The organism is Sphingopyxis sp. (genome assembly GCF_016704835.1).
Lineage (GTDB): Bacteria > Pseudomonadota > Alphaproteobacteria > Sphingomonadales > Sphingomonadaceae > Sphingopyxis.
Genome location: NZ_JADIZJ010000021.1, coordinates 216,180 through 239,912, shown reverse-complemented (window position 1 = coordinate 239,912; position 23,733 = coordinate 216,180). Strand labels below are relative to the sequence as shown.

Annotated in this window: 21 protein-coding genes and 2 pseudogenes; 8 read left to right on the top strand and 15 right to left on the bottom strand. The window is 62.5% G+C overall.

Features of this window, described 5'->3' with window-relative positions; genetic code table 11:
* The first annotated feature begins 84 nt into the window (after positions 1-84).
* Positions 85-2,370, top strand: coding sequence for a CDC48 family AAA ATPase (locus IPF76_RS16220; RefSeq protein WP_293847383.1), 2,286 nt, complete (start codon positions 85-87; stop codon positions 2,368-2,370).
* Here the strand turns inward: IPF76_RS16220 and IPF76_RS16215 are convergent.
* On the bottom strand, positions 2,367-3,680 hold the full coding sequence (locus IPF76_RS16215; RefSeq protein ID WP_293846190.1) for an MFS transporter: 1,314 nt from the start codon (positions 3,678-3,680) through the stop codon (positions 2,367-2,369). The two genes, IPF76_RS16220 and IPF76_RS16215, sit on opposite strands and share 4 nt — an antisense overlap.
* Before the next feature lie 153 nt (positions 3,681-3,833).
* Between IPF76_RS16215 and IPF76_RS16210 the strand changes: the two are divergent.
* Positions 3,834-4,471: pseudogene (locus IPF76_RS16210) on the top strand (methyltransferase domain-containing protein).
* Here IPF76_RS16210 and IPF76_RS16205 read toward each other — a convergent pair.
* The gene (locus tag IPF76_RS16205; RefSeq protein ID WP_293846188.1) at positions 4,468-5,721 is read right to left on the bottom strand and encodes a phosphatidylserine/phosphatidylglycerophosphate/cardiolipin synthase family protein; all 1,254 of its coding nucleotides are present in this window, start codon (positions 5,719-5,721) and stop codon (positions 4,468-4,470) included. The pseudogene IPF76_RS16210 and the gene IPF76_RS16205 sit on opposite strands and share 4 nt — an antisense overlap.
* An 82-nt stretch (positions 5,722-5,803) precedes the next feature.
* On the opposite strand from IPF76_RS16205, the gene rpoZ reads away from it, so the two are divergent.
* Entirely contained in the window at positions 5,804-6,148 is a 345-nt protein-coding gene (gene rpoZ / locus IPF76_RS16200; RefSeq protein WP_293846186.1) for a DNA-directed RNA polymerase subunit omega, read from the top strand.
* A gap of 55 nt (positions 6,149-6,203) precedes the next feature.
* On the opposite strand, the gene IPF76_RS16195 is transcribed toward rpoZ, so the two are convergent.
* From IPF76_RS16195 to wecB, 12 genes and pseudogenes are all read right to left on the bottom strand, one after another.
* On the bottom strand, positions 6,204-6,809 hold the full coding sequence (locus IPF76_RS16195) for a DUF3800 domain-containing protein (protein WP_293846184.1): 606 nt from the start codon (positions 6,807-6,809) through the stop codon (positions 6,204-6,206).
* Positions 6,810-6,828: 19 nt separating this feature from the next.
* The gene (locus IPF76_RS16190) at positions 6,829-7,314 is read right to left on the bottom strand and encodes a hypothetical protein (RefSeq protein ID WP_293846182.1); all 486 of its coding nucleotides are present in this window, start codon (positions 7,312-7,314) and stop codon (positions 6,829-6,831) included.
* Between the two features lie 33 nt (positions 7,315-7,347).
* Complete coding sequence (locus tag IPF76_RS16185; protein ID WP_293846181.1) at positions 7,348-7,707, bottom strand: hypothetical protein; 360 nt, start codon at positions 7,705-7,707, stop codon at positions 7,348-7,350.
* A gap of 88 nt (positions 7,708-7,795) precedes the next feature.
* Complete coding sequence (ftsH, locus tag IPF76_RS16180; RefSeq protein ID WP_293846180.1) at positions 7,796-9,742, bottom strand: ATP-dependent zinc metalloprotease FtsH; 1,947 nt, start codon at positions 9,740-9,742, stop codon at positions 7,796-7,798.
* A gap of 81 nt (positions 9,743-9,823) precedes the next feature.
* Positions 9,824-10,678, bottom strand: coding sequence for a tRNA lysidine(34) synthetase TilS (gene tilS, locus IPF76_RS16175; RefSeq protein ID WP_293846179.1), 855 nt, complete (start codon positions 10,676-10,678; stop codon positions 9,824-9,826).
* A 102-nt stretch (positions 10,679-10,780) separates the two neighbouring features.
* Positions 10,781-11,719: a tetratricopeptide repeat protein gene (locus IPF76_RS16170; protein ID WP_293846178.1), complete on the bottom strand. Its 939-nt coding sequence runs from the start codon at positions 11,717-11,719 to the stop codon at positions 10,781-10,783.
* A gap of 120 nt (positions 11,720-11,839) precedes the next feature.
* Positions 11,840-12,706, bottom strand: a complete 867-nt coding sequence (locus tag IPF76_RS16165; RefSeq protein WP_293846176.1) for a helix-turn-helix domain-containing protein — start codon at positions 12,704-12,706, stop codon at positions 11,840-11,842.
* A 143-nt stretch (positions 12,707-12,849) separates the two neighbouring features.
* Positions 12,850-14,150: pseudogene (gene hslU, locus IPF76_RS16160) on the bottom strand (ATP-dependent protease ATPase subunit HslU).
* A gap of 5 nt (positions 14,151-14,155) precedes the next feature.
* Positions 14,156-14,722, bottom strand: a complete 567-nt coding sequence (hslV, locus tag IPF76_RS16155) for an ATP-dependent protease subunit HslV (protein WP_293846174.1) — start codon at positions 14,720-14,722, stop codon at positions 14,156-14,158.
* A gap of 55 nt (positions 14,723-14,777) precedes the next feature.
* A complete protein-coding gene (locus IPF76_RS16150) occupies positions 14,778-15,584 on the bottom strand; it encodes a class I mannose-6-phosphate isomerase (protein WP_293846172.1) in 807 nt (268 codons plus the stop codon).
* A gap of 46 nt (positions 15,585-15,630) precedes the next feature.
* Positions 15,631-16,926, bottom strand: coding sequence for a UDP-N-acetyl-D-mannosamine dehydrogenase (gene wecC / locus IPF76_RS16145; RefSeq protein ID WP_293846170.1), 1,296 nt, complete (start codon positions 16,924-16,926; stop codon positions 15,631-15,633).
* Entirely contained in the window at positions 16,913-18,031 is a 1,119-nt protein-coding gene (wecB, locus tag IPF76_RS16140; RefSeq protein WP_293847382.1) for a UDP-N-acetylglucosamine 2-epimerase (non-hydrolyzing), read from the bottom strand. Before wecB ends, wecC begins: the two co-directional genes overlap by 14 nt.
* Positions 18,032-18,271: 240 nt before the next feature.
* On the opposite strand from wecB, the gene IPF76_RS16135 reads away from it, so the two are divergent.
* Positions 18,272-18,937: a metallophosphoesterase gene (locus IPF76_RS16135; RefSeq protein WP_366499735.1), complete on the top strand. Its 666-nt coding sequence runs from the start codon at positions 18,272-18,274 to the stop codon at positions 18,935-18,937.
* Entirely contained in the window at positions 18,844-19,062 is a 219-nt protein-coding gene (locus IPF76_RS20990) for a hypothetical protein (protein WP_366499756.1), read from the top strand. The genes IPF76_RS16135 and IPF76_RS20990 overlap by 94 nt, the downstream gene beginning before the upstream one ends.
* A 314-nt stretch (positions 19,063-19,376) precedes the next feature.
* Here the strand turns inward: IPF76_RS20990 and IPF76_RS16130 are convergent, their stop codons facing one another.
* Positions 19,377-19,802 carry a hypothetical protein gene (locus IPF76_RS16130; protein WP_293846168.1) on the bottom strand — a complete coding sequence of 142 codons (426 nt, stop codon included), beginning with the start codon at positions 19,800-19,802 and terminating at the stop codon, positions 19,377-19,379.
* 121 nt (positions 19,803-19,923) lie between these two features.
* Here IPF76_RS16130 and IPF76_RS16125 point away from each other — a divergent pair, with 121 nt between their 5' ends.
* The 3 genes from IPF76_RS16125 (at position 19,924) to IPF76_RS16115 (ending at position 23,639) form a co-directional block, all read left to right on the top strand.
* Positions 19,924-20,613, top strand: a complete 690-nt coding sequence (locus IPF76_RS16125) for an O-antigen ligase family protein (protein ID WP_366499753.1) — start codon at positions 19,924-19,926, stop codon at positions 20,611-20,613.
* Between the two features lie 73 nt (positions 20,614-20,686).
* A complete protein-coding gene (locus IPF76_RS16120) occupies positions 20,687-21,424 on the top strand; it encodes a polysaccharide biosynthesis/export family protein (protein ID WP_293846166.1) in 738 nt (245 codons plus the stop codon).
* A gap of 19 nt (positions 21,425-21,443) precedes the next feature.
* On the top strand, positions 21,444-23,639 hold the full coding sequence (locus tag IPF76_RS16115; protein ID WP_293846164.1) for a polysaccharide biosynthesis tyrosine autokinase: 2,196 nt from the start codon (positions 21,444-21,446) through the stop codon (positions 23,637-23,639).
* Positions 23,640-23,733: the final 94 nt, after the last annotated feature.

Below are 23,733 nucleotides of genomic sequence, written 5' to 3'. Positions count from 1 at the left end.
ACCCTATCTTCGACATATTGAGCTTTTTGAGGGAGACGCGCCTTGGCCGATGCAGCGGTAAAAGAAAAACAGGTGAAACTGCAGGTGGCGAATTCGCGCGCCGAGGAAAGCGGCGGCGGGATTGCGCGCATCCCTCGTTCCGTGATGGCCGAACTGGGCGTGACCGAAGGCGACATAATCCAGATCAGCGGCAAGCGGCAGACGGCCTCGCGCGTGGTTCTTCCCTATGCCGAAGATGAAGGGCTCGAAGTCATTCGCCTTGATGGCTTGCAGCGCGCCAATGCTGGCGCTGGCGCCGGCGACATGGTGATGCTGAGCCGCGTCGAAACGCGCCCGGCGACGCGCGTAGTATTTGCCCCCGCGCAGGAAAACCTGCGGTTACAGGGATCGGCTAACGCGCTGAAACGCAGCTTTTTTGGAAGGCCGCTCGTCGCGGGTGACACCGTCGCGACCGCGGGACAGCAGCGATTGCCATCTGGGGACATGCCGCCGCAACTGCGTCAGATGCTCAATGCGCCCGCCTATGCACTGGCCGAAGTGCGTCTGCTCGTTGTGTCGGCGGCTCCAAAGGGCATCGTCTTCATCGACGAGAACACCGAAATCGAGCTGCTTCCCGAATATCAGGAGCCACACGACGCACGGCGCACCGACGTCACCTATGACGATCTCGGCGGATTGGGCGAGACGATCGACCAGCTGCGCGAGATGGTCGAACTGCCGCTGCGCTATCCCGAGCTGTTCCGCCGGCTGGGCGTCGATCCGCCGCGTGGGGTGCTGCTGCACGGGCCGCCCGGAACCGGCAAGACGCGACTGGCGCGCGCGGTCGCCAACGAGAGCGAAGCGCAGTTCTTCCTCATCAACGGCCCCGAGATCATGGGATCGGCCTATGGCGAATCCGAAAAGCGGCTGCGCGACATTTTTGAGCAGGCCGCCAAAGCATCGCCGTCGATCCTGTTCATCGACGAAATCGATTCGATCGCGCCCAAACGCGGACAGGTGACCGGCGAAGCCGAAAAGCGCCTGGTCGCTCAGTTGCTGACGCTGATGGACGGGCTGGAGCCGCGCACCAATCTGGTGATCATTGCTGCCACCAACCGCCCCGATGCCATCGATGAAGCGCTGCGCCGTCCGGGCCGTTTCGACCGTGAAATCATCATCGGGGTTCCCGACGAAGGCGGGCGCCGCGAGATATTGGGCATCCACACCCGCGGCATGCCGTTGGCCGAGGATGTCGATCTGGCCGAGCTGGCGCGGACGACGTTCGGCTTTGTCGGTGCCGACATGGCAGCGCTGACGCGCGAAGCGGCAATCGAGGCGGTCCGGCGGATCATGCCCAAGCTCGATCTGGCCGAAGGCACTATCCCGCCCGAGGTGCTGGAAGAACTGCGCGTTACCCGTGACGACTTCAGCAATGCGCTCAAACGCGTGCAGCCGTCGGCGATGCGCGAAGTCATGGTGCAGGCACCCACGACGCGGTGGAGCGACATCGGCGGACTGGATGCGGCGCGCGAGAAGCTGATCGAAGGGATCGAACTGCCCCTGAAACATCCCGAGGCGTTCCGGCGGCTGGGCATCCGCGCCGCCAAGGGTTTCCTGCTCTATGGCCCGCCCGGCACGGGTAAGACCTTGCTCGCGAAGGCTGCGGCGCGCGAATCTGATGCCAACTTCATATCGATCAAATCGTCCGATCTGCTGTCGAAATGGTATGGCGAGAGCGAGCAGCAGATTGCACGGTTATTTGCCCGAGCGCGTGCGGTGGCGCCAACGATCATCTTCATCGACGAACTCGACAGCCTGGTCCCAGCACGCGGCAGCGGCACTTCGGGCGAGCCGCAGGTGACCGAGCGCGTGGTCAACACAATCCTCGCCGAGATGGACGGGATCGAAGAGATGCAGTCGGTTGTCGTCATCGGCGCCACCAACCGGCCCAACCTGATCGACCCGGCGTTGCTTCGTCCCGGTCGGCTCGACGAACTGATCTATGTGTCGGTCCCCAACAAGGAAGGCCGCCGCCGGATATTGGAGATCCAGACCGGGAAGATGCCGCTGGCGGACGATGTCGATCTGACGGTGTTGGCGGATAAGTCCGACCGGTTTACCGGTGCGGACCTTGAGGATCTGACCCGGCGCGCGGGTCTCGCCGCGCTGAAACGATCGATCAACAGCGACACGGTGACGATGGCTGATTTTGACGCGGCGCTGAAGGACACCCGTGCTTCGGTCGCCGAAGCGATGGAAAAGGATTATGAAAAGATCCAGGGCGAGATCAAGCAGCAGGCGATGAGCGTCAATCCGATCGGCTTCTTTGCGCCAGGCATGCTCAAGCCCTTCCGCGATCGCAAACATAGCGACGACGAGGTGAAGGACTAGCTGGCCACGGGCTGGTCCTGGCGCAGCGCGGACCAGCCCCACAACACCAGCCAGCCGCAAAAGCTCGCCATCAGGCCATAAGCGACCATCGGGTGCCAGTTGTACAGCAGCACGCCGACCGCGGGCGACACGATGTAAGCCGAGCCATTGATCGACGCGGTCATGCCCGCGACGCTACCCTGGTCGCGGCGCGGCACCGAAAGCGACACTCCGGCGGTGAAGCCGGGGCGGAACAGCCCGAAGCCTAACGAGGCAAGGGCGAAGCCGATCACGATGCCGTGCAGATTCTGCGACAGGCCCGTCATGACGAGCCCGGCGCCGCCGAGCGCAGCGCCAACCAGCACCGCGGTCCGCGCCGACAGCTTGAGCAGCGGGATGAGCCCCCATTGCGACAGCAAGGTTGCGAACGCGCCCGCCATCAATACGATGCCGGTTATCGCGGCACCCTCGTCGGGGTTGAGCCGAAGCTCCAGCCGGTCGAGGATCAGAAAACCGATGACGCCCAGCATCATCGCCTGCGCCTGGCCACCGAAGAGCCCCGCGAGCAGCCACGGGCGCACGCGCGTGTCGGACCAGCGTAGCGGCGGCGCGGCTGCTGCGGCGGGGTCGAAGACATCGTCGTCGCTGTCGTTGGTCGCCGCCGCAGGCGATCCCGCCGACGTCGGATAAGCGACGATAGCGCCGCGTGCGGCGAACCGCGGCACATCGTCGGGCAGCCGCCAGCGCAGCATGATCAGGACAAGCAGCCCGATCAGCGCAAAGACGAGCAAGGGACCGGCGAGACCGACGAACGGCAGGATGAAGAAGGGCGCAATCGCCGGGCCGATCACGGTGCCAAGCCCAAAGGACGAAGAAACGAGCGACAGCGCCTGAGTGCGTTCCTCGGGTTCGGTCCGCGCTGCGACATAGGCCTGCACCGCGGGCGGCGCGGCCGACCCGAATCCCCCATACAGGCTGCGAAACAGGGCAAAGATGACGAAGGTGGTGCCAGCGGCGAGATAGCCCTGCAGCCCCGACCACAGCGCGAGCCCGCAAAACGCCATCGACGCCATGAATCCGGTCACGCCTAGCGCCATCAAGGCCTTGCGCCCGCGCTTGTCGGACTGGCGTGCCCAATAGGGCGCCGTCATCACCCACAACAACGCCGACCAGCTGAAGGCCAGACTCACCCACACATCGGGGATATTAAGTTTGGCGCCAATGGCGGGCAGAATCGATTGCATTGCAGTATTGCCGGCAGCAGCGACAAGCATCACGGTGAAGAGAACGGCCATGCGGTCAGCGGGGATCGAGCGCGATAGCGTCGCCATGCCGATAATCCCCTTTCCGTCGCCCACCATCCGCAATGCGGCTTGTCACTACACGCGAACGCTGGGCTGTCCAGAGTCAAGACAGACTCTTTCCTTGCGCCATCGCCCCGATTTTGCCACGCCAATGCCAACCGCAACAACGCGAAAGCCAACATGACCAATCCGCGGGCGCAGGCCCAAGAAAAGAAAGCCCCACTGGCCCGTCGGCTGCGGGTGGGGCTCAAACGCTTTTTCGGACCATGGGGCATGTTCGTCCGTGGGTTTATCAAACATCCGGTCATGGTCGGGTCGATCGTGCCGTCGTCGCCGACGCTGATCCGCCACATGTTGCGCCCGGTCGACTGGAAAAACACTACGCTGTTCGTGGAATATGGCCCGGGGGTCGGTACCTTTTGCCGCCCGGTGCTCGAACGCATGGCGGGCGACGCGACGCTGATCGCGATCGACACCAACGAGGATTTCATTGACTATCTGCGCGAAGACATCCGCGACAGCCGCTTTATTGCGGTGCACGGGTCGGCGTCGGACGTCGAGGCTATCATCGCGGCGCATGGTTTTGAAAAGGCAGATTATGTGCTCTCGGGCCTGCCGTTTTCGACATTGCCAGCCGGTGTCGGCCCGGCGATTGCGGCGGCAACGCACCGGTACTGCGCCCCGGCGGCGCGTTTCTCGTCTATCAGTTCCGCGCCCGTGCCCGGGATTTCCTCGCCCCGCACTTTGCCCGCATCGACAATGCGTTCGAATGGGTCAACGTGCCGCCCTGCTTCCTGTTCTGGGGCTGGAAAGACTAAACCTCCAGGTCGGGATCGGTTTCACTCAGGCCGAAATTGAGTCGCCGCGAAACGGTATAGTCCGCGGCCGCAACGACAAACCACGCTAGCGCCCAACGCAGCCTAGTCAGAAATCCGCCGCGCGCCTTGTGCTCGGCGGCAGTGATGTCGTCGCAGTTCACCTGCTGCGCCGCAATGTAACCTCGCATCTGCTGGGCAAAACCGGCATCGGCAATGCGCAACATCACTTCGACGTTCACGAACAGGCTGCGCATGTCGAAATTGGCAGTGCCGATATAAACGACATCGTCGATCACGATCAGCTTCATGTGCAGCTTGCACGGGACATATTCCCACACCTGCGCGCCTTTGCGCAGCAAATAACCATAGAGCAGTCGCGAAGCCTCAATCGTCGCGGCGTTGTCGGACTTCGCCGCCATGATGAAGCGCGCCCTGCCGTGCCGCGCGACGCGGCCAAGTCGCCGCAGCATCCCTTGACCGGGGGAAAAATAGGCCATCGCCATGTCGAGTTGGCGCGCACCGACCAAATCGGTCCGCACCGCCTGTGCCCAGGGTGAGAGCCGCTGGGTGGGGCCGCCGACGAGCCAGGATACCGGTCCCGTTTCCACTGGCCATTCGCGGATCAGACGGCGGAGCATCAGCAATTTGCCGTCGTTGTTCAGGGTATAGTCGTGGATCTCTTCGAACCAGGCGACCATCCGCGCCACCGACGGGCCGCGCACGACGATGCCTAGGTCAAACCAGCAGGTTTCGGTTTGGCTGTTGAGATAGGGGGCCGCGATGTTGAAGCCACCGGTCACCGCCACCGTGTCATCGATCAGCAGCATTTTCTGGTGATTGCGGATCAGGTAGCTCGATCGCCAGCGCCGCGAGAAAAAGGTCACGCTGCCGCCGGCCTCGCGCAGCGGCGTGAAGATGGCGTCGGAGATGTCGGACGAGCCGAAACTGTCGATCACCGCGCGTACCCGCACGCCGCGCCGCGCGGCTGCGGTCATCGCATCGAGCACGCGCGTCCCGGCGGTATCATGCTTGAAAATATACATGATGATATCGATGCTGCGGATCGCACCGCCCAGAAGGGCGAGGATGCGTTCGAGGCGCTCGTCGCCGTCGACGATAACCTCCAGCCGATGGCCTGCGACGTCAGCAGTCAGCGTAGCGGGATCGCGTGCGGGGCAGGGTGCGTCGGTCATCATCCGCTCATAGGCGGGGGGCCGCAAGGGCCGCAAGGGCAGCGCTTCGATTGACACGGACGGGCCGTCCTGCTAGCGCGCAGCGCTTGCCGCCACGCCCCCAAAAAGGCTGGTCTCTCCGATATTCTAAGGAAACAACATGGCCCGCGTTACCGTCGAGGATTGCGTCGACAAGATTCCCAACCGTTTCGACCTGGTCCTGCTCTCCGCGCACCGCGCACGCGAGATTTCGGGTGGTTCGGAACTGACCGTCGACCGCGACCGCGACAAGAATCCCGTCGTGGCGCTGCGCGAAATCGCCGAACAGACCGTGCGTCCGAAGGATCTGAAAGAAACGCTGATCACGACGCTGCAGAAGGTTGTCATCGACGATGACGATACACCTGATGAAATCAGCTCGATCAGCCGCTCGGCCGAAGCCCTTCGCCTGACTGCCGCTGCGCCGCCGCGCAGCCCCGCAGGTGGTGGCAACGACTTCGAATAAGCTTGCGATAGCTGATACGAAGGGGTCGCGGGAAGCTGCGGCCCCTTTTTTCGTTTTAGTCGATTGTAGCCAGCTCGGCGACGCGGATTGCCTTGGATTCAAGCATCGGCTCTACGATCCGCTGGATACGGTGCGCGCGCGGCGAGCCGGTCGCGATGTTGAACAGGCTGTTTGCGACGACGTCGGCGATCTGGACGCCGTCGCTGCGATGGCTGTCGGCGAGTGAGGCGCTGCCCCACCCGCCGAGACCGGCCTGGATATCGGCGCGCACGCGTCCGAGAATTGCGGGATCGTATCGGCCATCGTCGATCACCACGTCGGTGCAGACCCCGCCCGTTTCAGGCAGCCAGCGACCAATCGCCAGATCAAGCAGCGCGGCATAGAGTGAAAGATCGCTGGGCAGCGTTCCGCCCGGATTTTGCGCGAGCGTATCGCGCTTGGCTATCGCGACCCAGGCGCGGCCACCGGCACGGTCGAACAGTTCGAGGAGATAGGCGCGTTCAACCAAACTGATCCGGCTGCCTTTGAGCTCGCCGCGAAGACCGGTGACGCTGCGAAATCGGCCATGGATGTCGGCGGCGGTCTGCGGCGTCAGCATCACCGCGGCAAAGGTCATCGCACCCGCGTTAAGCCCGCCCGACTCGTCACAGTAGATCGTCACCGACCACCGCCGTCAAAATTCACCGGACGCGACCGAAAAAGGCGACTGCGCGGCTTTGACCGGGGGCGACGGCGTCGGGCCACAACCACCGCACATGGGTGACATCCGCCGCGGCAGCAGGCCGCGGCGCGGCGTCGGCAACCGCGACTCTCAGCCCCTCAAGAGCGCCGAACGTCTTGCCGCCATCGACGGAGACGGTGAAACCCGCGGTGTCGCTCGTGCCATCGAAGACCAATGCCTCGGGAATCGGGTTGGTGAGATTGACCCCCGCCGCGGGGGCTGCGCCGTTGTTGGTGAAGGTGAGCGTCAGGCGGATCCGGTCGCCGGGAACAACGACATCGGGCGTCGTGTAGATCGCCTCGCGCTCGCGCCCATCGACCGCCGGAGTGACTTTTTCCAGTTCGACCTTGTTCGTCAGCACGCCGGTGCCCTGCGCCGCGGCGGGTTGCGTTCCCATTGCCAGAGCGGCCGCCAGCGTCATCATGGTCCACGATTTACGGATCATCACCGTCTCCTTTGTCGATCGCTCCATGGCGGATCAGGCAGGACAGGGGTAGCGTTTCTTCATCAGGGCATCGAATGCTGCGTGGATGCTCACCTTCGTGCGGACCGGTGCGGGGTAGGAGCGTAAGTGGCCCAGCCATTGATCCGGGGTCAGCGTCCCCGATTCGGGCGGGCAGCTGGCGGTTTTGCGGCCCGCGCGGCGATCGGCATCAATCCGCGCCTTGTAGCGTTTGCCCGCGGCGATGACCTCGCCCTTCAGCTGATTGCCCTGCGGCGTTGCCAAGGCGAGCGGGCCGAGCCGCGCGAGCGAATCGGCGCGCATCAGAAAGGCGGCGACGCTCATGTCACCCGGCGCCATCGCGGACAGCAACGGCGCCGTGAGCAAGACAGGCAAGATGCGAGCGCGTTTCCCGAATGTCATGCGCCGCAAATTGCCGTCAGCCAATGAATAACCCCTGAATCGAGCGCGCTAGATTCAAGCCCTAAGCGCCCTGGGGCTTCGGATCGCCGAACGGCCCGCGCGGCTTGCGCTTGATCTGCGGCAACGAACCGGCGTGGCCCGACACCGGAGTGCCGCGCTTGTCGGCATCGTCCTCACGGCCGATATCCTCGCCCTTGATCGCGCGCTTCGATTCCTCGCCTGACAGCGTTTCATATTCAAGCAGCGCCCCGGCGAGCAGATGCAGCTCGTCGAGATGATCGGTCAGCACCTTGCGCGCAACATTCTCGCCTTCTTCGACTAGGCGGCGGACTTCGGCGTCGATCAGGCGCGCGGTGTCTTCGGACATGTTCTGCGCGCGTGACACGCTGTGGCCCAGGAACACTTCATCCTGATTGTCGCGATAGCGCAGCCAACCGAGCTTGTCCGACATGCCATATTCCATGACCATCGAGCGCGCCATGTCGGTCGCCTGCTGGATGTCGTTCGACGCGCCGGTATTCAGCTCGTCCTTGCCATAGATCAACTGCTCGGCGATGCGGCCGCCGAAGCAGAGCGCGAGGCGCGCCTTCATCTGTTTCATGCTCATCGAATAGCGGTCGCGTTCGGGCAGGTTCCACGTCACGCCCAGCGCGCGGCCGCGCGGAATGATCGTGACCTTGTGGAGCGGATCGCAGCCATCGACGTGGAGCGAGACGAGCGCGTGACCGGCTTCGTGATAGGCGGTCGATTTCTTTTCGTCCTCGGTCATCACCATCGACCGGCGCTCGGCGCCCATCATGACCTTGTCCTTGGCCTCTTCAAACTCGTCGTTGGCGATCAGGCGCTTGCCCTTGCGCGCCGCGAGCAGCGCCGCTTCGTTGCAAAGATTAGCCAGATCAGCGCCCGAGAAGCCCGGCGTACCGCGCGCCACGCGGCGCAGGTCGACGTCGGGGGCGAGGGGCTTTTTGCGCGTGTGGACTTCGAGGATTTTCTGGCGGCCCTCGATGTCGGGGCGCGGCACGACGACCTGGCGGTCGAAACGGCCCGGACGGAGCAGGGCAGGGTCGAGTACGTCGGGGCGGTTGGTCGCGGCGACGATGATGATGCCTTCGTTCGCTTCGAAGCCGTCCATTTCGACGAGCAGCTGGTTCAGCGTCTGCTCGCGCTCGTCGTTGCCGTTGCCGAGGCCGGCGCCGCGATGGCGGCCGACCGCGTCGATCTCGTCGATGAAGACGATGCACGGCGCGTTGCGCTTGGCCTGTTCGAACATGTCGCGGACGCGGCTGGCGCCGACGCCGACGAACATTTCGACGAAGTCCGAACCCGAAATGGTGAAGAAGGGGACGCCCGCTTCGCCCGCAATCGCGCGGGCGAGCAGCGTTTTACCGGTGCCGGGCGAGCCAACGAGCAACGCGCCCTTCGGAATTTGGCCGCCGAGGCGCGAAAATTTGGTGGGATCGCGCAGGAATTCGACGATTTCTTCGAGCTCTTCGCGTGCTTCGTCGATGCCCGCCACGTCGTCGAATGTCACCTTGCCTTGCTTTTCGGTCAGCATCTTGGCGCGCGACTTGCCAAAGCCCATCGCGCCCGAGCCATTGTTCTTCTGGACCTGACGGAACACGAAAAATGCGATGCCGAGGATCAGGATGAACGGCAGCGACTGGATGAGCATATACATCCAGAAATTGGGCGCTTCGGTGGCTTTGCCGTCATATTTGACATTGTTGTCGTTGAGCATCTTCAGTAACTCGGGATCGCGGACGACGTTCGCGGTGAAGCGATCGCCGTTCGACAGGGTCCCGGTCACCTTGTCTTCGGACAGGACGACATCCTTGACGGCGCCTTCTTCGATTTTCTGGCGGAATTCCGAATAGGCCATCGCGCTGCCCGCGGGCTGCGCGGTTCCGCCGAACATCGAGGCGACAAGGAGCATGGCGAGCAAAATGCCGCTCCAGATCATCACGCTCTTCATCCAGGGGTTGCCCTGCGGTTCCTTGTCGTCCTGCATGCGGAATCTTTCCTAATCGGCGCGGCGCCGCGCTCCTATCTCAACAAGATAGGATAATCAGGTTAAATGACAATGAGGCAATCAGGCCTTTTTGGGCAGTTTCCGTCGCGGCGCAGCAGAAATGCGCCAAATCGTCCCCTCAAGGCCGCGAACGGGGTCGATCAGCAATGCGCCGACCATTGCGCGCTTGCCTTTTTGCATCGCCGCGATGACGCCGTCGAGCGAAGCGCCGCGAACCGCCAGTTGCGGGGTGTTGGCGCGCAGGCGCAATGCCACAATGCGGCGGAACATCTCGGGCGGATAGGATTCGTTGCGGATCACGGCGATGTCGGACGCGTCGGGCCAGGATGCGACGAGGCGCTCGACCGCCCAGTCGAGCGCCTCGTCGGCCTCGGCGAGCCAGCCGGCCGATCGGGCCGCGGCGGCGGGGTCGAGGATCGTCTGTGACTTCAGCGCCTGCCGCAAGCGGGCGCGATCGAAACGATTGTTGCTGTTCGACGGATCATCGACAAACGGCAGATCATTCTCGAGCGCCAGACCGACCAGATCGCTGTGCCGCCAGTGCAGGAACGGCCGCATGACGACGCCGTTGCGTGAGCGAATCGCGGACAAGCCGCCGACGCCGCTGCTGCGGTTTAGGCGCATGACGATCGTTTCGAGCTGATCGTCAGCATGATGTGCGGTGAGGATATGGTTGAGTGCATTGGCGCCGCGCCACTGCTCGAGCAGATGGTAGCGCTCGGCACGCGCGGCGGCCTGCAGCGAGCCTTTGATCGGCACGGCGGGACGGAGGATCGAATGCGGGATATGTTCGCGCATGCAAAAACTGGCGACCATGCGCGCTTCTTTGTCGGACCCTTTGCGCAGGCCATGATCGACCGTCGCCGCCCAGACCTGTCCGGGCAGCAGCGTCGCCATCAACCAGAGCAATGCCATGCTGTCAGGGCCGCCGGAGACGGCGACGCCATAGTGCAAGCGGTGCCATTCGGTCCCGCAAGCGCGCGAAGATCGCCCGCGAGCCGGTCAGCACTGTCGCGGTCAGCAACCTGCTTTTGTTTTGGCGGCGGCTGCATCGGTTCGGACATCCTGCGGGGCCTTGTCACCATAGACTTCTTCGAGTTCGCGGAACGCCTTGCAGGCGTCGGCCTTGCGGCCCAGCTTGTCGAGCGCGACCCCCATGTACATCAGGCTGTGCGGCGCGCGTGCGCCGCTGGGGCGGTCCTTGTAATTATTGTAGAAAGCCACGGCGGCCAGGCTGGGCTTGCCCTCGTCAAGATAGGCGCGGCCGAGCAGGTTCTGGGCAAAGCTGGCCTGACTGCTGGTCGGCCATTTGGTAACGACCTGTTTCAACTGCACCTGCGCCTCGGGGTAGAGCTTCGCTTCCCACAGCCGATAGCCATAGTCATAGGCGTCTTTGGTTTCATTGCCGGTCGCCGGAATCTCGACCTGTTTGACCAGGGCGAGCCGCGCTGCGTTCGGCGTGGTAGTCGCAGGTTTGGCCGCAGCCGCGGGTGGTTTTTTCGCGGGCGCGGCCGCAACCGTCGATGATGCCGCAGGGGGCTTCACCGCTGGCGCAGGCGCGAGGCTGGCCGGGGTCGCGGTGGCCGCAGGATCGGCGAAGCGATTGTCCATCTCGGTCTTGTACGCGGTGAACTGCTTTTCAAGCTCGCGTAGCTGAAAAGCGTTTTGTTCGGTCTGACCGGTCAGCGTCTGGAGCTGGCTTTCCAATGCATCGACGCGCGCGGTCAGGTCGATCACCGGGGCGTTGCTGCGCGCGCGTTCGCCGGGCGTGTTGTCAGGTGCAATCTCGCCTTCAAAAAAGGTCGGGCTGCCGCCGGGGAACACCGAGCGCTGGACCGCCCGCATTTCCTTTTCGAGCCGTTCGACCCGCTTGTCGATCGCGCCCTCTTGAGCGGGAGCGGGCATGGTCGCCGCCAGCGCAATCGTTGCGGCTCCAAGGAAAGTGATCTGACGCATCTTCATCTGCCGTTCGGCCCCCACCAATTAACCATTCTGTCGTTCATAACGCCGCAGAGTGCGGCAGCGCAAACCCAATTCGGTGCACTGCCGTTCGTGCCGGCCCAAAACATAGCCGTTTCAGCCCTTGGGAAGCGGGCGTGCCGCAGGCGCCGCAGCGCTGGGTGCACCATTACCTTCGGCCCTGGCCACCAGATCGGCAGGCTTGAGCGAAACGCCTTTGACCAGCGTATCGGCGGGGCCGATCGCCCCGACGTCGCGGCCACCGACCGTGACTTTCAGTGCCTGCGGAATGCTGGTGCGCAGCGTGAATTGATTGATATATTCGGGCGGCACCTGATAGGTTTCGCCCGGGTCGAGGGTGCGCCAATTTTCGGTCTTGCCCGCCGCGTCGTCGAAGCCGATCCACACCTCGGAAATGCCTGTTAGCACCACCGGTGCATTGGCGGCGATGGCCGACTGAGCGGTGCCGGCCTTGGTCGTCGGCGGCGCCGCGGCGTCGCTCTGCGGTGCTTCGGAGGCATCGGCGGCGCGGTTCTGCGCGGCGACCAGCGCTTCGCCCGGCTCGACCGACAGGAAACGCCACACGCCGTAAGCCGATGCGAGGAGCAAGGCGATGATGACCAGCGTCCACGTCATCCGGGCAGTCGGCAGCCGCGCCGGATCGGTGGGTTCATAAGCTTCGTAAAGCGGCCGCGCGCCATAAGCGTCTTCTTCGAGTTCACGGCGCACCGCGGCGCCAACTTCGGCTTCGGGAAGATCGACCGCACGGGCATAGGCGCGGGCAAAGCCGGTGACATAGGTTCGGCCCGGAAGTTCCGAGAAATCAGACTTTTCAATCGCGGAAAGGTGACGCTGGGTGATCCGCGTCCGCGTCGCCACGTCAGCAAGCGACAATCCCGCGGCTTCCCGCGCCAGCCGAAGCCGATCGCCGGTGCGCGTAATCGCCAGCTCGCCCTGCTCCGGGGCGACGTCCTCGTCTGTCATTACTGTCTCCGCGCCGGTCGGTTGCAACCCGTGTCGACCGTGTCGCACCGTTCATCGCATTGTCACGCCGAAAAAGTCAAATGAAGTTCGGCAAACGACCGGCTGAAAAGAGTATGATTTAAGCCCGTCGGAACGAGAGGCGTTCAGAGCACATATTTGCTGAGGTCGGCATCACCGACAATCTCTGACAGCTGGCGCTCGACATAGGCGGCATCGATGGCGAGGGTGGTACCCGACATGTCTTCGGCGCCGAAACTGACCTCTTCGACCAGCTTTTCCATGATCGTCTGCAAGCGCCGCGCGCCGATATTTTCGACGCGTTCGTTCACCTCGGCTGCGAGTTTGGCGACGCGAGCAATCGCATCATCGGTGAATGACAAGCTGACACCCTCGGTGCCGAGCAGCGCCGAATATTGTTCGGGAAGGCCCGCCTTTGTCTCGCTGAGGATGCGCACGAAATCGCTTTCGGTCAGCGCGCTCAACTCGACGCGGATCGGGAGGCGCCCCTGCAATTCGGGCAGCAGGTCGCTCGGCTTGGCGACATGAAAAGCGCCCGAGGCGATGAACAGGATGTGGTCGGTTTTCATCGGGCCATATTTGGTCGCGACGGTGGTGCCTTCGATCAGCGGCAGCAGGTCGCGCTGCACGCCTTCGCGGCTGACCGATCCGCCGCGCACATCGCTCACCGCGATCTTGTCGATTTCGTCAAGGAAGACGATGCCATTGGCTTCGGCATCGGCGAGCGCGATGCGGGCGACGTCATCCTGATCGAGCCGTTTGTCCTGTTCTTCCTCGATCAGCCGCGTCGCGGCTTCGATGACCTTGAGCTTGCGGCGCTTCTTGGGCGCGCCGCCCATTGCCTTACCGAGCATGTCGGACAGGTTGATCATGCCCATTTGGCCAGGCTGGCCGGGCAGTTCAAAGGGCATTGACGGCGCGTCGGCTACCTCGATTTCGACCTCGCTATCGTTGAGATGGCCTTCACGAATGCGCTGACGAAAGCTCTGGCGCGTCGCCTCGCTAGCGCCCTTGCCGGTCAGCGCATCGAGCAGGCGTTCCATCGCGGCCTCCTCGGCGGCGGCGCGCACGGCTTCGCGGCGGCGATCCTTTCCAGCCGCACCGCCTCCTCAACCAGATCGCGCACGATCTGCTCGACATCGCGGCCGACATAGCCGACCTCGGTGAATTTGGTCGCCTCGACCTTGATGAACGGCGCATCGGCGAGCTTGGCCAGGCGCCGCGAAATCTCGGTCTTGCCGCAGCCGGTGGGGCCGATCATCAGGATGTTCTTCGGCGTCACCTCGTCGCGCAGGTCGGCGGACAGCTGCTGGCGGCGCCAGCGGTTGCGCAGTGCGACGGCGACCGCGCGTTTCGCCGCGTCCTGGCCGATGATGTGCGTGTCGAGGGCAGCGACGATCGCCTTGGGAGTCAGGTCCTTGTTCATCTGTCTTACGCCTGAGTTTCGATGGTTTCTTGGGTGAACTGGTCGTTGGTATAGACGCAGATTTCGGCGGCGACCTGCATCGCCTTGCGGACCAGAATTTCGGCGTCCTTCTCATACTCGGCGAGGGCGGTGGCGGCGGCGAGCGCGTAGTTGCCCCCCGAACCGATTGCGGCGATGCCGCCTTTGGGTTCGAGGACGTCGCCGTTGCCGGTGATGACCAGCGTCACCTCCTTGTCGGCGACGATCATCATCGCCTCGAGGTTGCGAAGATATTTATCGGTGCGCCAATCTTTGGCGAGTTCGACCGCAGCGCGCAGCAGCTGGCCGTTGTGGCGTTCGAGCTTGGCTTCGAGCCGTTCAAACAGCGTGAACGCATCGGCGGTCGCGCCGGCGAAACCGCCGATGACGCTGCCGTCGTGGAGGCGGCGTACCTTGCGCGCGTTGGGCTTCATCACCGTCTGGCCCATCGACACCTGACCGTCACCGATGACAACGACCTTGTCGGCGGTGCGAGCGGAGAGGATGGTGGTTCCGTGCCAGGGCGCGGCACTTTGCGCATGAGGATTGGTCATGCGGCGGGATATGGGAGATCGCGAGCGGGGCCGCAAGGGGAGGGCGGATATGCGTTTAGGCGGGCCAGGTTAGCAGCGCGCGAGCGCCCAGGTCGATCGCGATCGTCAACGGATCGGTGAGCAGGACCGCTTCGCCTAGCCGCACGCTTTCGCCCCCGACACGGCAACCGGCCGCTAGCGGCACGAATGTCAGCTCGCCGGTCGCCCGTTCGAGCAGCGTTTGATCAATCGGCGCGGCCAGATGCGCCAAATAAAAATGCGGCCCGCTGACGAGCAGGCGGTTGGCGTCCGGATTGACAAAGGTGTCGCGCGGGTCGTGGACTGGGCCGGGGTTCGCGACCTTCAGTCCCTCGTCGAGGTGCAGTTCGCGCGGGCGGCCATAGTCGTAGAGACGATAGGTGCAGTCGACATTCTGCTGTACCTCGACGACGGTGAGCCCGCCACCGATCGCGTGGATCGTGGCGGCGCGGTTATAGACGAAATCGCCGTTTTTCGACGACCGCCAGTCGATCATATCGACGATCGTTCCGTCGAGCGCGGCATCGTGGAGCGCTTCGCGCGTCGTCACGACATTGAGCCCGACACCAAGTTCGGCGCCGGGCTGGCCATCGAGGATCAACCAGCATTCTTCCTTGCCCCGCGCGAAGCCTGCAGCCTGTGCGTCGACGTCGTCGGGGTGAACCTGGATCGAAAGGCGTTCGGACGTGAAGAGAAATTTGACCATGATCGGCGCCGCATCGCCGTCGGGGTGCGCGAACCAGATTTCGCCGATCCGGCGGTCGCCGAAATCCCCGAAATCCAGAGGTATATCGGTGCGTCCCCAAGGCTTTTCGACGACGATCGTTTTCAGGCGTGCCAGCATACCCCCAGCATGCGTGGGCATTGGCAGACGGTCAAGCCGTGCTGCGTCAGGCCGCCCGATGAAGGCGGCTGCCGTTCGCCGGGGGTGGTTGGTCGAGCCATAGGCCGCGCGTGTCATAGACGATCTTTTCGCTTCGTTCTTCAAGCGGGATCGATTTGAACAGGTCATGATCGACCAGCACGATCAGAATGTCACAGGCTGCAAGCGCGCTGTCGAGATCGATCAGTTCTGCGCCAGTCCCGGCGAATTCCATCGGCAGGCCGCGCGCATAGGGCTCGACGATCTGGACCTGCTGACCAAATCTCCGCGCCAGCGCCGCTGCAACCTCGACCGCCGGACTTTCGCGGAAATCGTCGATATTGGGTTTGAACGCGAGGCCGAGGCAAGCGACCCGCGCGCCCGGATGCTGCGATACCAGCATTTCAGCCGCGCCGATGACATGCGCGGTCTTGGCGAGATTGACCTCGCGCGCGGTGCGGATCAGGCGGCTATGCTCGGGGGCGCCATGGACGAGGAACCACGGGTCGACCGCGATGCAGTGGCCGCCGACGCCGGGGCCGGGCTGCAGGATATTGACGCGCGGGTGGCGGTTGGCGAGGCGGATCACCTCCCAGACATCAACCCCCATCTGCTCGGCCATCATCGACAGCTCGTTGGCAAAGGCGATGTTGACGTCGCGGTAGCTGTTCTCGACCAGCTTGACCATTTCGGCAGCGCGCGCCGAGGTGGTGACGCAGGCGCCGCGCACGAACTGGCGGTAAAAGGTCATCGCGCGGCGGGCGCAGCGCGGGGTGATGCCGCCGATGCAACGATCGTTATCGACCAGCTCAACGAGGATACGGCCCGGCAGGACGCGCTCGGGGCAATAGGCGACGAAGATGTCCGCGGCGCCGGTGCAGGCGCCCGGAACCTTCAGATCTGGGCGAAGCTCGGCGAGGAGCGCGGCGACCTTTTCGGTCGTGCCGACGGGGGAAGTCGATTCGAGGATGACGAGATTGCCAGCTTCCAGTTTTGGTGCGATGGCGCGCGCGGCTGAGAGGACGTAACCGATATCGGGCCGATATTCGTCGTCGTGCGGAGTCGGTACCGCAATGACAAAGGTGTCAGCGGGGGCGACCTCGGTCGAAGCGACCAGCGCGCCGCGCGAAACGACACCTTGGACGAGGCCGTCGAGATCGACTTCCTCGATATGCACCTTGCCGTTGTTGACGGTGTCGACGACATGCTGGCTGACATCGACGCCCGTCACCTTGCAGCCCGAGCGCGCAATCAGCGCCGCTGTCGGCAGACCGATATAACCCAGCCCGAGAACTGTGACCGTCTGTTCACTATCGATGGGCACGCGCAACAATCTCCGCAATCTGTTTGGCCGCCGTGCCGTCACCAAAGGGATTATGGGCGCGGGCCATGGCCGAATAGGCGTCCTTATCGTCGAGAAGCCTGAAAATTTCGGAAACAATACGCGCTTTGTCCGTTCCGACAAGTCGTGCAGTGCCCGCCGCAATGCCTTCGGGGCGCTCGGTGGTCTCGCGCATGACAAGGACGGGTTTGCCGAATGAAGGCGCTTCCTCCTGCACCCCGCCGCTGTCGGTCAGCACAAGGTTCGAGATCGCGAGCAGGCGAACGAAATGCGGATAGTCCAGCGGGTCGATCAGCGCGACATTTTGGACAGCACCGAGGATAGGCTCCATCGCGCTGCGGACATGCGGGTTCGGATGGACCGGAAAGACGACCGCGACGTCGCTGCGTGCGGCAATTGCCGCGATCGCATCGGCGATAGCTTTCATACCGTCACCAAAATTCTCGCGGCGGTGCGAGGTAACGGCGATGATCCTTTTGTCCGCGAAACGCGCGACGAGCGGATCGAGCCCGGCAGCCAGAGTCGGCTCCTCGTCGATCCGCGCCTTCGTCGCCAGCAGCGCGTCGATAACGGTATTGCCAGTGATGTGAATTCGATCGGACGGTACATTCTCGGCGCGGAGCGCTGCGGCGGCGGTTTCGGTCGGTGCGAAGTGTAGATCCGCGACCGCGCCAGCGACCTTGCGGTTCACCTCCTCGGGCCAGGGGTGATATATGTTACCGCTGCGCAATCCCGCCTCGACATGGCCGACGGGTATCTTGCGGAAATAGGCGGCGAGGGTGGCCGCCATTGTGGTGAGCGTATCGCCGTGAACGAGAACGCGGCCGGGCTTTTCGGCGTCGAACGTCTCGCCGAGCCCGGTGACCAGCCGGGCGAGAAGACTATCAAGCGACTGGTTCGCCTGCATAACATCAAGATCAATGTCCGGCGTGATGCGCGCGATGTCGAGCACCTGGTCCAGAATCTCGCGGTGCTGCGCGGTGACGCAGACGCGCGCGTCAACACCGGCATGGGTGTGCAGGGCGTGTACCACGGGAAACATCTTGATTGCTTCGGGGCGGGTGCCGAAGACGGCCATCACTTTTATCATTAGTCCTCCCGCGCCATGCGCGGTCACAACGGTATCATGAGGGCGGGCGACAACGTTAACCGGCAAAACTTGCAACACCCTTAAGCGTGTATAGCCGCTGGAGGAAAGGCAGAAAGATCTCTGGCGATGCAACGTCTGCGCTGCAAAGCCGTTATTGTCACCGGATGCGAGGCGGAGTAGGGGGCCGGGGCATGCGCGCCGCCATTTTGCGCGAACCGGGTTTTAACTGGAAACGGAATGTTCTGGAAGCGGAAGGCTAAACAAGTTGAGAGTGCTGGCCGGGGCTTTTCCGTTCCAGCCGGGCAGCGTGTCTATGCGATCGGTGACATCCATGGGCGCGACGATCTCTTCGCGCAGATGATCGATCTGATCCGGGCCGACCACGCCGCCCGCGCGCCAGCCGAGCTGACGCTGGTGCTTTTGGGCGACCTCGTCGATCGTGGACCCCAGTCGTCCCAAGTCGTCGAACGCGCGATCCAGTTGCGCGCCAAATTTCCCGGCCTGCGCTTCCTGATCGGCAATCACGAAGAATGTTTTCTTGCCGCCCTGACCGGGAATGTCCGCCGGCTGCGCTATTTCATGCGCATCGGGGGCGATGCGACGGTGCAGAGCTACTGGCCCGAGGGCGAGAATTTCGCCGACAGCAGCTTCGAGGAAGTCGCCGAACGATTGCCCGGGCTCGTGCCGCAATCGCACATCGATTTTATGAGTAATGGCGAGGATATGGTCGAGATCGGCGATTATCTTTTCGTCCATGCGGGTATCCGGCCGGGCGTTCCGCTCGAAAAGCAGACGATCGCCGACTTGCGGTGGATCGCGAAGATTTTCTCGATCATCTCGGTGACTATGGAAAGATGGTCGTTCACGGGCACAGCATATCGGCTCGCCCCGACGAACAGCTGAACCGGATCGGCGTGGACATCGGGGCGTTTCGCACCGGTGCGCTCGCTTGCCTCGCGCTCGAGGGAGGCCAGCGATGGTTTATCGTGGCGGAGGTGGATACCGTGGTCGAGGCGGTTGCCGCCTAAACCGTCTTAGTCGATTGAAATATCCGCCTGACCGAGGCGCCCCCCTTGTCACCTGTTGATGCTGCGTTTATGCGCCGAACTCATCGTGCGCATTGCGGCGAGCGAACCCCTTGAATAGCGAATGTAATGAACAGAAGATCCACACGCACGGCGCGTTCATCGGCTGGTCTCAGTTTCGCTTGGGGCGAATGGATTCCGGGTCTTTTTTCTGATGTTCGTCGTCTTGTTTGGCGGGAGCGGGCGCAGCGACGTTGCGTCGCTGCCGATTTTGCGCGGCGGATCATTATTGTTCGCCTGTTGGGCGGCGACGCGCCTCAGCTCGGAAGACTGGCACCGCATTCCGGGTTCCACTGACGCTCTGGTTCGCCGCGACGGTGTGGATGGCGATCCAGCTGATTCCCCTGCCCCCGGAAGTCTGGCATGCGCTCCCCGGCCGTGAAATTATCGTGCAGATCGATGGGCTGGTCGGACAATCCGGCCTCTGGCGGCCGATTTCGCTTTCGCCGTCGCAAACCATGAACAGTTTGCTCGCGATGACGGTTCCGCTCGCGGCATTGCTGGTCGCCGCACAGGCCCCCGCCGAACACTACCGCCGACTGACGCTCGCAATCATCGGCATCGCCTGCTTCAGTGTCCTGCTGGGAGTGATGCAGATGCTGTCCGGTCCGGGCAGCGCCTTCTATCTCTATCGCATTACCAACGTGACTAACATGGTCGGCCTGTTTGCGAACAGCAATCATCACGCGTTGTTTCTCGCCGCCGCGGTTGCGCTTATCGGCGCGGCGCTTCGCGATGAACTAATTCCGGAAACGGCGCAACAAATTGCTTGTCGGGCTGCTTGGCGCTGCGGGTCTTTTCATTGTGGTGGTCACTCCCTTCACAGGCTCGCGCCTTGGCTTCCTTGCTGCGGGCGCGGCCTTTGCCATAAGCTATCTGATGGTGGTGCTGACCTGGCGGTCCCAATCCGAGGAGTCCACGCCAACCCGACGCGGCACGCCCGCGCCGAAATTGGCGCGATATCTAATTTATTCGCCGCCAGTGCTGCTGGTTGCTGCGCTGGGCTCTGTGCTTTTCCTCACCAATCGTGTGACATCGCTCAGCCGCGCTTTTGGCGAGGATGTTGCGGGGGATCTTCGCGTCCAGGCTTGGCCGACGGTACAGTCGATGATTGAAACCTATTGGCAGCTGGGTAGTGGCTTCGGGTCTTTTCCTGGCGTGTACAAGATTTACGAACCGGATAATCTGCTGCAGGCGAATTATTTCAATCATGCCCACAATGACTGGGCAGAACTGCTGATCACCGGCGGAGCGCCGTTCGCGCTGGTTGTGCTGGGCCTGATCCTCTGGCTCGCGATACGGTTCTGGAGCCTTGGGCTGCGTAATCTCCTTGGAGCGCGCAGGGGCGACCTTCGTCTTCCCGTAATAGTTGTAGTCGGGCTCTTGGCGACGGCAAGTATTGCCGAATATCCGCTTCGTGTGCCCTCAATCCAGGCTTTTGCCGTGGTGCTGATAGTCATGCTTTGCAGCCCGAAAATGGTTCGAACGGTGTGAGGATTGGGCTTGAAGCGCGGCCCATTGCCTCTATAGCCTCCTCCTCTTTTCAATTTGGATTGATTTGCACCCCATGACCTCCTTTCGCTTTATCGCTGCCATCATGATGATGCTGGTCGCCGGTTGCGCGCACTCACCAGCTCCCGTGGCGAGCAGTCCCGGCAGTCCGGTGACCGCGATGAAGGCGCTTCCACAGCCCGAAGCAGCGGACATGGTCCGCTCGGCCCGGCTGTCGTTTGTCGGCCCGTTCAACGAGCTTCGGGTCGAAGTGTTCGGCGTCGAAGAGATGCAGCGCGACATCATGACGGATGGGCAGGGGAATTTCACCTTTCCTTTAATTGGTGTGGTCCCAGCAGCGGGCAAGACCCCGACCGCGGTCGCTGAGGATATTCGTTCGAAGCTTGCCGGCCGCTACGTACGCGATCCCAGCGTGACCGTGAATTTCAAGTCTTCGGACAATCCACTCGCACTTCAGTCACAGTCGGTCTCTGTCGATGGCCAGGTGAACAAGGCCGGCGCCTATCCCGTTGTTGGGCGCGTGACGCTAATGCGTGCCGTCGCATTGGCCGGCGGCGTGAGCGAATATGCCAAGCTAGAGGATGTCGTTGTGTTCAGGGACGTCGGCGACCAAAAATATGTCGGCATCTATAATCTGGAAGGCATTCGGCGGGGGAATTATGCCGATCCGGAAATCTTTCCGAATGATGTGATTGTGGTTGGAGATTCCGTGGCTCGTCGCCAGTTCAAGGACATCTTGCAAGTCGTCCCGGCGCTGCTTTCGCCGCTCATTCTTATTGCAACAAATTTTTAGGGGCGGACCAGGTCGCATTATGAATAACGTCGCACAGAACCCGGCCGATCTGCTGCCCAATGGCACGACGGTTATTCCTGAGGGCGAAGCGAGAGGCTATTACGAGCCCTCGCAACCTTCCGCCCTGTCGGTCGTGGAGCACGCATGGGCCGCATTATTAAATCACCGCAATCTGGTGATTGGTATCATTCTCGCCACGCTCGCGCTCGGTATTTTGGCGCCCTTTTTGGCGACGCCCCAGTTCACGTCAAAAATCCGGCTTGAAGTTCTGCCAGATTCCCCAATTGCGACGTCGGTAGAAGGTCAGCGAGACAAGGAGTTGATCAACGAGCTCTCGTTCTACAACACGCAATATTCACTATTGAAATCGGACTCGCTGGCTGAACGCGTCGTTCGGGCAGGCAATCTGACCAACGACAAGAGCTTCCTTGCCGCGTTCAAATTGGATGTCCCCGAAGGCGCGATGACGAGCGCGCAGCGGCAGGATGTTGCCCGGTCCGCCAAAAATATCTTGCTCGACCTGCTGGACGTGTCGCCGGTTCGCAGTTCCAGCCTAGTGGACGTCAGTTTTTCGACCCCGTCGCCTGAGCTGTCCGCCAAACTCGCCAATTTGTGGGGGCAACAGTTCCTACAGGCTACCATCGATCGTCGTTTCGCCGCGACGTCTGACGCGCGAAGTTATTTGGAAACACGACTTGAAGCGCTCCGTCAGAATTTGGAAACCTCGGAACGGTCGCTGATCAATTATGGCACGAACAAGGGCATCGTGACCATTTCATCGGAGACTGACGGCGATGGCCGCACGCGCAACCAGACGCTGGTCGCCGCCGATATTCGCGATGTCAGTGCATCGCTTTCCAAGGCCCGCGAATCCCGGATCGCCGCAGAGGCGGACCTTGCGAACAGCACGACCGGCGTCACCTCGCAAAATGCGCAAACGATTGGCAATCTGCGCCAAAAGCGTGCAGAAATCGCCGGTGAGCTCTCGCGCAAGCAGACGACCTTCGCAGACGATTACCCCGAGATCGTGTCGCTGCGTGCGCAGGTCGCGACGCTTGATCGTGCGATTGGCGACGAAGCTGGGCGGGCCACGCGCGGAACGCGCGAAGCCTATAATGCGGCGATGCGCCGCGAACGCGAACTGCAATCGGAAATGGACGGCTTGCTGCAGAAATATAATGTGCAGCAGCGTGACTCGATCGAAATGGCGATCCTCCAGCGCGAAGTCGATTCCAACCGGCAGCTTTATGAGGGGCTGCTGCAGCGCTACAAGGAAATCGGCGTTGCCGGGGTCGGTACGAACAATATTTCGGTTGTCGACCGCGCGCTTCCGGCGGAAAAGCCTTCGACCCCCATTCTTTGGTTGAACATTCTGATTTCATTGATTGTGGGCACCGGCCTTGCGGCGGGCGCTATATTCGGGCTCGAAAAGATCGACAGCTCGATCCGTGATCCGCAGGATGTCACCAAACGCCATGGTCTGCCGCTTTTGGGCGCAATTCCCGAAGTGGTCGGACAGGAGGTCGCCGAGGCGATTACCGACAAGAAGTCGCCTGCGTATGAAGCTTATTTCTCGTTGATGACGAACTTGAGCTTCCTGACCACACATGGGGCGCCGCGGACGATCATGCTGACCTCGTCGCAGCCGCGTGAGGGCAAGAGCAATTCGTCGCTGTGTCTCGCGACGGTGCTTGCCGCAACCGGCAAGTCGGTGATTCTGGTCGACGCCGACATTCGCAATCCGTCGCAGAACCGTTATCTGGACATTCCCAATAGCCGCGGTCTCAGCCATTATCTTGCGGGCGATGACGATGTGAACGGGATGATTTCCGAGCTTTCCAAATTCGGTTTTTCGATCATCACCGCGGGCAAGGTGCCGCCCAATGCAGCGGAACTGCTGGGCAGCCAGCGGCTCGACCAGTTGATCAAGACGCTGCTCCAGCGATATGATCATGTGCTCGTCGACTCGCCGCCGCTGCTCGGCCTCGCAGATGCGCCGCTGATCGCGCGTCGCGTCGAAGGCGTACTGTTCACGATCGAGGCAAATTCGACGAAGAGCCGCGCCATCGCAACCGCGTTGATGCGTTTGCGGATGTCGGGGGCGAAAATTTTTGGTGCAATCGTGACCAAGGTTGGGGCGAGAAATCAGCTTTATGGCTATGGCTATGGCTATGGCTATGGCTACAGCTACGGCGCGGAGTCGCCTAAGGACTAACGAGCTTTTAAGGCTTTTGGATCGAGTATGAATGTTGCGCGGATATCGGGTTGGCTCGCGGGCGTTACAGGGGCAGTTGTCGTTGCCGTCTGGA